The 5,270-nt window shown below is 47.2% G+C and carries 6 protein-coding genes; all 6 read right to left on the bottom strand.

Translation table 11 applies throughout. The annotated features are described in order from the left end of the window. Positions 1 to 33: 33 nt before the first annotated feature. On the bottom strand, positions 34 to 1,686 hold the full coding sequence (locus CUS_RS00795) for a recombinase family protein (RefSeq protein ID WP_002846941.1): 1,653 nt from the start codon (positions 1,684 to 1,686) through the stop codon (positions 34 to 36). A 96-nt stretch (positions 1,687 to 1,782) separates the two neighbouring features. Continuing rightward, on the bottom strand, positions 1,783 to 1,971 hold the full coding sequence (locus CUS_RS00790; RefSeq protein WP_002846940.1) for a hypothetical protein: 189 nt from the start codon (positions 1,969 to 1,971) through the stop codon (positions 1,783 to 1,785). Positions 1,972 to 2,021: 50 nt separating this feature from the next. Further along, positions 2,022 to 3,443 carry a GNAT family N-acetyltransferase gene (locus CUS_RS00785; protein WP_002846938.1) on the bottom strand — a complete coding sequence of 474 codons (1,422 nt, stop codon included), beginning with the start codon at positions 3,441 to 3,443 and terminating at the stop codon, positions 2,022 to 2,024. Positions 3,444 to 3,538: 95 nt separating this feature from the next. After that, positions 3,539 to 4,348, bottom strand: coding sequence for an MBL fold metallo-hydrolase (locus CUS_RS00780; RefSeq protein WP_002846942.1), 810 nt, complete (start codon positions 4,346 to 4,348; stop codon positions 3,539 to 3,541). Beyond that, positions 4,345 to 4,818 (bottom strand): C-GCAxxG-C-C family protein, encoded by a 474-nt coding sequence (locus CUS_RS00775; RefSeq protein ID WP_002846939.1) that lies wholly within the window; start codon positions 4,816 to 4,818, stop codon positions 4,345 to 4,347. Before CUS_RS00775 ends, CUS_RS00780 begins: the two co-directional genes overlap by 4 nt. Then, a partial coding sequence (locus CUS_RS00770) for a NifB/NifX family molybdenum-iron cluster-binding protein (RefSeq protein ID WP_037275921.1) occupies positions 4,818 to 5,270 on the bottom strand: 453 nt, incomplete at its 5' end. The genes CUS_RS00770 and CUS_RS00775, both read right to left, overlap by 1 nt.

Here is a 5,270-nt window from a genome sequence, read left to right as displayed (position 1 = left end):
CTTGTCAGCAATACAAATAGTAACACAACTCAATCAAACATTTTCATTGTCGAATAGGTTATTCTTGTTTATCAAAGGCTTATGCATGAATTTATAGTAAATATGAATTTCCCTCGGCTGACCTCGAACGCTTGCACCAACTGTCACATACTCGATCAACTCCAAGCACAACTCTCTCGTCAAATCCTGTACATCGGCATACTTTTTCAGACGGCGGATAAACTCCTCAACGTCCTCTTGGTCTTTCTTTTCAGCGGCTGAGCGCTCCTCAATTTCTGCAACAATCGCCTGCAATTCCTTACGCTCCGTTTCGTATTTCGTCAGAAACTGCAAACAAATATCCTCGGGAATCTTGCCGTTCACCTTATCTTCGTAAACCGACTGCATAAGGTTATTCAATTCAGCCAGACGGTTACGGCTCTCATTCAACTTTTTGCGGTCACCTCTCGACTTTCGCTCCGAGATCTCCGCCTTTTGAGAAAGAAAATCCTGCCTTGCCTGTTCTTCATCAGTGATAACCGATCTCGCCAAAGAGCGAATATCCTCACAGATTACAGCGTGTATATCCTTTTCGGAAATATAGTGAGAAAAGCACCTGTTAGCAAAAAGACTGTAGTCCAAACAATTAAAGAAACGATACCTCACCATTTCTCCACTCTTTTTTCGTCTGCTGCTCCCTGCACTTTTCATTTTGTGACCGCAATCGGCACAGAACATTAAACCTGAAAGCGGTCTTAGTTCTCCGTCACTGCAACGCTTGCCCCTGCTTACCGATCGTTCGACCTCACGCACCTTATCCCACAACTCCTGTGAAATGATCGGCTCGTGATTGTTTTCTACCACGATCCAGTCGTCCTCGGGTTTGCGTATCGTTTTATGGTTTTTGTACGAGACCGTAGTTCGCCGCATCATCGCCATATGCCCGATATAAATGGGGTTTCGCAAAATAGGCAATACGGTACTCTGACTCCACAAATGCCGTGTGTTCCTCGGATTAACTTTCCCGATTTTTGCGTAGTAATAGTCTGACGGAATCGGCACACTCTCTCCATTCAGCACATCGGAGATCTTGCGAGGTGACATACCCTGTGACCTCATGGTGAAGATACGCTTGACGATTTCCGCCGCATCGGGGTCAATGATCGGAGTATTCTTCTCATCGTCAGCTTTGGTATAACCGTAAGCACAATAAGTGCATTTATACTTGCCTTGTTTTGCATTCGATTCCATAACTGCACGTATCTTCTTGCTTGTTGAACTTGCGTGCCATTCATTGAACATATTGATGATCGGCATCATCTCCATAGCATTACTGTTGCGGTCAGCCGTGTCAATGCCGTCACCGAGGGCAATAAAGCGAATGTTATACATTGGGAAAATGTAGTCGATGTAGCGGCCTACTTCAATGTAATTGCGTCCAAAACGGCTTAGATCCTTGCAAACGATCACGTTGATCTTCCCGCCCTGTGCATCATCAAGAAGTCTTTGCACGTTCGGTCTTGAGAAGTCAGTCCCTGAATAGCCGTCATCTGCATACTCGTCCACAATCGTCCACCCTTGCTCTGAAACATATTTCGTCACGATCTCACGCTGGTGTTCAATCGACAGACTTTCTCCCGAACGCATATCTTCCTGCGACAAGCGCAGATATATCCCTACTTTATATTCTATGGTCTGCTTTGCCATAATAACTCCTTTCAAACAAAGCAGCCAAATTCGACATTACTATTATAGCGCATAACGCCGAATTTGGCAAGCCTTTTTTCGTAACTTTCCGTAAATTTATGCCGTTGTCAAAACCTCGTCCATAGCTTTCTGAAATGCAATTCGGTAGAGCGTATCATCAAGCGATTTCTCACCTACAAAGTGGCTCTTGACGATATATTTCTTTCCGTCAATCGTGTACTCCGAAGTCCTCATGGGGCAGTCCTTGTAGGCATCGTTCATCTCCTGCAAAGTCTTATTATTCATGTTGTTCTCCTCATAGCAGGTACTTCCCCTGCTTTCTGTCTTGTGTATTTTTATTCCAGTCCCCACGATTTCTTCTTTCTGGCGGCGGACTGCTGTACTTCCTGTTCACGCTGGGCGTGGATATTCTCCTGCATCTGTCTGACCTCGGAATATTTCAGAGGTTCACAGCGTTTCAGCAGGCTCACAAATTCCGTCAGCTCATCGACCTGAGCCTGCAGAGCTGAATTGTCACGGCGAAGCTCCGAGCATTCTCCCGAAGTCTGTTTCAGGCGCTGGCGAACATCTTCCGTATCTTTCAAGCTCCTGTCAAGCCGTTCACGGAGAGCGTAAACCGTATCGCCGGACTTGTGAGTGCTGTTGCTGAGCTTCTTCATGATCTTGCTCAGGCGCTGTGCCTTGGAGATGATCTCGTCCGAATGCTTCATGATAGACAGCTTGCCATTTAGCAGGCTGGTCAATTCCTCACAGAGCTGCTCACACTCGTCCTCAATCTGAAACTCCTTTTCATAGTCGGGAATATAGTTGAGTATCGCCTTGACCTGATCTGCCTTCTGCTCGAGCTGCCGGTCGAGCTTTTCACATTCTGACTGCTTGTCGGTAAGCTCCGTTTCAACCTGCGCCTTTTCCTCATTCAGCCGCCTGATCTCGTCCTCATGTTCGCCATATTCCTCGACCGTGTAGCTGTAACCTCTGGACTTTTTCGGCTCTGATATTTCGATACCGTGAGCGTTGCAAATATCCCTCAGCACTTCCCACTCACGAAGCCGCCAGCGGTTGTTGGAATGAGCGTCATTTCCGAAGCCCATTTCGTCAAGCGCCTTGTTCTTTGCGTTGCGGACTTCAAGACCTCTGCTGTAATGTCCGAGAGGTATATAGTCTATGTGCAAATGCGGCGTGGCTTCATCGAGGTGCATCACGGCATTAAACACATAGAGGTTCGGATTTCTCGCCTGAAAGCCCTCCATGTATTCACGCAGACATTCAGCAGTTTTTTCAGCATCGGGAGTTCCGACAGCCGAATCGTTTTTCGTTCCGATATAGACGAGATGTTCATAGAAACTTTTCTGCTTGTTTGCCCCCTCAATCACGCTCTTGCTTGGAGGACGGTTGAACAAGTGTTCAAAGTAGTCATTGATCTTACGGTCATTTCTTTTCTGCCGAGCGTTGTATCTCTCTACCGCTTCGTCAAAAAGCTGGTGGTAGGTCTCGCCCAAATAGCCGACCACATCGATCCCGCCGATCAGCTTATCTTCCTTCTTCAGCTCTATTGCAAAATTCAGGCGTTCGGGCTTTTCGTACTGATCGACCCATAAGCTCAGTATCCCCTTTGTTTCCTCAATATTTTTATGAGTATTCCATGTGAGATACTTTGTGACCTCGGGATCGCTTGCCCAGCCAAAGAACATTTCCTGTGCGTCCTCTATTGTGAAAGGTCTTAAGATCAGTCGTTTTGTTTCCAAAGTCAATTTCATACGATCCACTCCCCCCATTTTTGATAATAAGAATTATACCACAGTATATTAGCACTGTAAATAGAAACGCCGCACCTTCGCTCACGGAATTTATGTTATATGACAGTTTCGCCGCTGTGCAGTGCAATGAGCTTGTCACCCATGATCTCTTTCATCAGCTCAAATGCGGGGATGCCTGTGCAGTGACCACTGTAAAATACGGTATCAAGCTGTGAAAGCTCCCGTGCTGTTTGAATGATGACTGCTTTTTCATCTTCGGTATGCTCGCCCTCACGCTTCATCATATGAAATCCCGTGATAACAAAGTCGGGATAGCTGTCAAACAGTTCCTTATACCTGTCAAGGATATTGAGTATGCCATTGTGAGCGCAGCCCGAAAGCAGCCAGCGTTTGCCGTTCTGTGTGATGACAAGGCACTGCTCATGCATAAAATCGTCCTCGGTTTTTACACCGTCTTTCAGATAGGACAGCTTTCTGTTTCCCTGCGGATAGAACCGCCTGCCTGTGATGCCGCTGAATAGGAACAACTCATCGTCAAGCTGCATATCGCCGTCTATCAGCCGGACGTTCGGCAATTTAAGAATATCCGTATCAATGCCGATATAGCGCTCGCCGTTGTAATGCGGTTCGGCGGCTAACCTCTGCATAATTATCTGTGCAGTATGGTTGAGCTTTGAAAACGGCAGGATACCGCCCGAATGGTCGTAATGACCGTGACTGAGTATCACGGTATCAACAGCAGACAGGTCGATTCCCAATGCTTCGGCGTTTCTGATTAGTGCGTCAGTTTGTCCCGTGTCAAGCAGGAGCTTGTGCTTTTCAGTCTCAATATAGATGCTGAGTCCATGCTCTGCGATACAGTTTTCATTACCGCAGGAATTTTCTACAAGTGTGACGATCTTCATAGTTCAGCACCTCTTGGTGGATTTTCTTCAAGATAGCGGTCAAGTATCTCCGCAGCAGTTCTTACAAACTTCACGCAAGGTCTTACCTTGTAGTATTGCTCAGTCCTCTTTTCGGGAGTTGGCTCACTTGTGACGGCAAGTCCTTTCAAAAGATCACGGCATACGATCGTTTCGTGCTGTTTGCGGAATTCCTCTGCAAGATACTGTATCCTCTTGTAATGCTCTGTTTTTACAGCGTGATCGGTTTCCGTTCCTTCGCCATAAAGAATGCCTGCCACCATGAACATAGCAGAACAGGTGCCGCATACCTCACGCAGCCGTCCCATTTCACCGCCGAATGATGATGAAAGCCTTTTGGCAAGCTCCTCGTCCATGCCTGTCACATCAGAAAATGCAACAAAAACAGACTGAGCGCAGTTATATCCCTGTGTGAAAAGAGCGGCTGCCTTTTCGGTATGGTCGTACTTCATCAGTGGTTACCGCAGTTATGGCTTCCGCAGGAATGATCTCCGCAGGAATGACCTTCGCCGTGTTCGTGATCGTGATGATCACAGGTAGGGTTCTCGTTCTGAACAATTGTCTGTGCAAGGAAAGCCGCAACTGCCTCGTCAGCGCTTCCCATATTACCGCCGTAGAGGGTGATGCCAGCCTCCTGCATAGCCATCTGTGCGCCTCCGCCGATACCTCCGCAGATCAGAACGTCAGCCTGAGCATTTTTCAGGAATCCTGCAAGAGCGCCGTGTCCTGCGCCCATTGTTCCAACTACCTGTTCATTGATGATCTTGCCGTCGGCAACATCGTACAGCTTGAACTGCTCTGTTCTGCCGAAATGCTGAAAGATCTGTCCGTTTTCATAGGTTACTGCGATTCTCATAATAGTGCTTCCTTTCCGTGCGATCTCCTCCGAGATCGTGTTATCAAG

The sequence above is a fragment of the Hominimerdicola alba 8 genome (assembly GCF_000178155.2).
GTDB lineage: Bacteria > Bacillota > Clostridia > Oscillospirales > Ruminococcaceae > Hominimerdicola > Hominimerdicola alba_C.
The sequence above is the reverse complement of the archived record's forward strand: the minus strand, read 5'-3'. Positions and strand labels throughout refer to the sequence as shown.